The sequence below is a fragment of the bacterium genome (genome assembly GCA_030693325.1).
Taxonomy (GTDB): domain Bacteria; phylum Patescibacteriota; class Minisyncoccia; order UBA6257; family MFKM01; genus MFKM01.
Genome location: JAUYAV010000014.1, coordinates 1 through 4,275, shown reverse-complemented (window position 1 = coordinate 4,275; position 4,275 = coordinate 1). Strand labels below are relative to the sequence as shown.

Here is a 4,275-nt window from a genome sequence, read left to right as displayed (position 1 = left end):
GTGGAGGTAGAGACCCCGAAAAAAGGCGTAAGTGAAATTATGGTTTATGACAAAAAAGCCGTGCAGGAGCGCTATGGCTTGAACCCCGAGCAATTGCCGGATTATAAGGGTTTGGTCGGTGATAAATCCGATAATATCTTAGGCGTGCCGGGAATCGGGCCGAAGACCGCCAGCCGCTTGTTGGTGGAATATTGCAGTTTGGACAATCTTTATCAGAAATTAAAGTCAAAAAAACTGGAAGAATTTCCCAAAAAAGACCGGAAACTTTTTCAGAAACTTTTGGACAATGAGGAGCAGGCGTTTTTTTCCAAAAAACTGGTTCTGCTTGACCAGGATATAGATATGCCGGTTTTATTGGAGGATTTGGAGTGCCGGGATTTAGGCGAACCGCTTTTTGAATATTTTCGCCAACTGGGTTTCCAAAGTTTGATTGCCAGAATTTCCGGCCAAAAATCTCCGGACAAAACCGACAAGCCCGACAAACCCGAACCAAAAAACAATCAGCAAAAATTATGTTTTTAATAAACAAAGAGGAAGCCGTCAAAAACAAAAAGAAACTGGTTTCTGCCGAGCTTAAAATCGGATTTGATTTAAAATCTTTAATTAAAGAATTAAAAAAAGAAAACCTGGGATTGTCCGACCCGATTTTTGATTTGAAAATCGCCGGCTGGTTGCTTGACCCCGACCAGAAAGATTATTCTTTAGAGGCCTTGAGTCGGCGGTTTTTAAGGCGTTGGATGCCGGAGACCCGCGAGGTTTTCACCGCGCTTTTTGATTTTTTGGACAAGAAAATAAAGGAATTTGAGCTGGTAAAAGTTTTTGAAAAAATTGAAATGCCTTTGATAAAAGTTTTGGCAGGGATGGAAGAAAAAGGAATTTTAGTGAACAAAACAGCCCTTATTAATCTCAAGAAAGAATTAGAAAAAGAAGTTAAAAAACTGGAAGAAAAAATTTATAAATTGTCGGGTTCGGTTTTCAACCTGAATTCACCGAAACAATTATCCGAAGTTCTGTTTGGAAAAATGAAAATCGGCAAGAGCAGAAAAATTTCCACCGAAGCGCAATATCTCAACACTTTAAAAGAGGGCAATCCCATTATTGATTTTGTTTTGGAATATCGCGAATTATTCAAAATAAAATCCGGTTTTGTGGAGCCGATTATTGATTATTTGGGAAGCGATAACCGCTTACGCACCACTTTTAACCAAACCGGCACCGCTACCGGCCGGTTAAGTTCGGAAAAGCCCAATGTTCAGAATATCCCGACAGGAACAACGTGGGCTTCCAAGCTTAGAGGGGCTTTCAAAGCCAAGCCCGGATTCTCTTTGGCGGCTTTTGATTATTCCCAGATTGAATTAAGAATTTTAGCTTCGGTTTCGCAAGATGAAAAACTCAAGAAGGCATTTTTTGAAAATCAGGATATTCATAAGCTGACCGCCAGCAATGTTTTTAATACTCATTTGGACAAAGTAACACCGACAATGCGGCAGGTGGGCAAGACCCTTAATTTTGGAATAATTTACGGAATAGGCGCCGATGCTTTCGCCCGAACCGCCGGCTTGAGCAAAGAAAAAGCCCGAAATTTCATTGATGAATATTTTTCCGATTTTCCGAAAGTAAGAATTTGGCAAGAAGAGGTTAAAGCAGAAGCCAGAGCTTTCGGTTATGTCAAAAATCTTAACGGCCGGCGCCGCTGGTTTTTGGAAATGACTTCGCCGGATTCGCGATTTCAATCCGAAGAAGAGCGAGCCGCCATTAATATGCCTATTCAGAGTTTGGCCGCCGACATTATCAAAATGGCGATGATAAAAACTTATCAATTGGGCGACGGAACCAATCTTTTGCTCTCAATCCACGATGAATTGTTGTTTGAAATCAGAGATGATATCCTGAATAAAATAGCTGATTTGATTAAAAAAACGATGGAAGGGGTTTTAAAACTGGATGTTCCTTTGAAAGTTGACGTGAAAATCGGCAAAAACTGGGGAGAATTAAAAAATCATGAAAACCAAAATAATTAGATATTTCAGGCAGTTGAAATTTTACTGCGGTTTGCCGGAAATGCGGCCTTTCTGGGTTCTTTTGTTTTTAATCGCGGTGGCGGCGATAATCAATCTTATTTTTTTGAAAGGCATCTGGGCTTTGATTATTCTGGGGATATTTATCGTCATCGCTTCGGTTATTTTCGCCAGCAATCTGCGTTTGGCCCGTTCCAATTGGGAAGTAAAAGTTGAACGCAACCAGCTTCAGGGTATTGTTGAAAATCTCAAGGATGGGCTGATTGTCTACGACCCGCAATTTAAAATCCAGATTTTTAACAAAGCGGCGGAAGCGATTTTTGAGGTTACCGGAAAAGAAATTCTGGGCCAATATTTTAATCCGGGTTTTGTCCAGAATCCGAAATATCGGCTTTTAGCGCAGGCGGTTTTCCCGTCTTTGGCCCAAGCCAGCCGGCGGCTCTCTGAGCCCGATGTCTGGCCGCAGATTGTTGATTTGTCATTTGAAAATCTGGCTTTAAGAGTTATGACCAGCCGGGTTGACGATCCCGCCGGCCGTCTTTTGGGTTTTTTCAAAATAGTCCAGAATCGCACCCGGGAAAAAGGATTGCTTCAGTCAAAAAGCGAGTTCATCACCGTGGCCGCTCATCAGTTAAGGACGCCTTTGACCGGCATCAGCTGGGCGCTTGAAACTTTAAATAAAGATTCGGATTTAAAGCCCGAATCCAAACAAATAATTGACGAGGCCTATACTAGCGTCCAGCGATTGGCGAAAATAGTCAACGACTTGCTTGCCGTGGCTAAAATAGAAGAGGGGAAATTCGGCTATCAATTGGAAAACGTCAATCTGACGGAATTTGCGACGGATATTTTAGCTTCGGCTAATCTTATAGCCAAGAAATTCGGCGTGAAGCTTTATTTTGATAAACCGGCCGAACCCATTGTCGTCAGAATTGATTCTCAAAAACTGGGAACGGTTTTCAATAATCTTTTGGATAACGCCATAAAATACAATATTGAAAACGGCGAAGTGGTCGTTAAAATAGAAAAACTCCCCGATAAACCTTTTGCCCAAGTCAGTATCAAAGATACCGGTACGGGTATTCCGAGTAATGAAATTAATAAACTTTTCACGAAGTTTTACCGGAGCGGTAATGTGGCCAATACCGTTGGCAGTGGCCTGGGGCTTTATATCGCCAAAAACATCATTCGCCGGCACGGCGGGGAAATTTGGGCCGAATCAGAGGTGGGCCGGGGCAGTACTTTCTATTTCACCTTGCCGACCGACCCCAAATTAATCCCGCCGACAGAGGTCTTCTATGAGGAGGAGTAAGGAGTTTTCTATTTCGCAAACCAAACTTGCCTTCGAAAACCAGAATAATTTTGCTCCAGCGGCAAAATTTTCTTTTCCCTCGGCGCTGAAATTCGCCTGCGGCGAAACCAAGCTTTCAGCGCCTGCGGGATATTTTCTCAGACAAGTTCGGTTTGCTCTTGGATTTTAGGTTGGTTACAGAAAAGTTTTTAATTTGTAGTGGTATAATTTTATTATGCCCGAGCTTCCAGAGGTAGAAACTACCGTCAGGGAATTAAGAAGTAAAATTATTGGCAGAAAAATTCTTAAAGTTTGGACGGATGTTGAAAAATTATTCAAGCCGGATTTTTTGACGTTTAAAAGAGGAGTAACCGGCCAAACTATTAAACAAATCAGCCGCCGGGGGAAAAACATAATCATAAAACTCGGTTCGGGCAAATATATCCTCGTCCATCAAAAAATGACAGGTTCGCTTTTATATGGAACCGAAATAAACCCCGTTAGAAATCGCATTTCTAACGGGGTAAAAAATCCTTATATTCATTTTATTCTTTATTTAGACAAGGGAATTTTAGCTTTGTCGGATTTAAGAAAATTTGCCAAGGTAGCTTTCATCCCTGATTTGAAAGCTTATCCGGATTACCAAAAATTAGGGCCGGAACCTTTCAGTAAGGAATTCACTTTGGAAAAATTCAGGGAAATTCTCGAAAAATCCAGAGGCAAAATCAAAAAAGTTCTTTTAGACCAGAATAAAATCGCCGGCATCGGCAATATCTATTCCGATGAAATTTTGTTTGAAGCGAAAATTTCGCCGCTTAGAGAAACTCAAAAACTAAAAGCAAAAGAAACTAAAATACTTTATTCGGCAATCAAGAAAATTTTAACAAAAGCGATAAAAGCCAAAGGCACCAGCGTTTCCGATTACCGCCGGCCGTCCGGCGAAAAAGGCAATTTCGCGAAATTTCT

Annotated in this window: 4 protein-coding genes; all 4 read left to right on the top strand. The window is 41.4% G+C overall.

Annotated features, from left to right (window positions below):
- On the top strand, positions 1 to 522 hold a 522-nt coding region (locus Q8N22_01675), incomplete at its 5' end, for a 5'-3' exonuclease H3TH domain-containing protein (protein MDP3052648.1).
- Entirely contained in the window at positions 513 to 2,021 is a 1,509-nt protein-coding gene (locus tag Q8N22_01670) for a DNA polymerase (GenBank protein MDP3052647.1), read from the top strand. The genes Q8N22_01675 and Q8N22_01670, both read left to right, overlap by 10 nt.
- Positions 2,002 to 3,330 (top strand): ATP-binding protein, encoded by a 1,329-nt coding sequence (locus tag Q8N22_01665; GenBank protein ID MDP3052646.1) that lies wholly within the window; start codon positions 2,002 to 2,004, stop codon positions 3,328 to 3,330. The genes Q8N22_01670 and Q8N22_01665 overlap by 20 nt, the downstream gene beginning before the upstream one ends.
- Positions 3,331 to 3,544: 214 nt before the next feature.
- Positions 3,545 to 4,275 (top strand): DNA-formamidopyrimidine glycosylase (gene mutM, locus Q8N22_01660; protein MDP3052645.1); only part of this gene is annotated, 731 nt, incomplete at its 3' end.

Excerpts from the sequence above, each read along its gene's own strand:
- Q8N22_01670 (MDP3052647.1), top strand. The coding sequence starts at position 513 with ATGTTTTTAATAAACAAAGAGGAAGCCGTCAAAAACAAAAAGAAACTG.
- Q8N22_01665 (MDP3052646.1), top strand. The coding sequence starts at position 2,002 with ATGAAAACCAAAATAATTAGATATTTCAGGCAGTTGAAATTTTACTGC.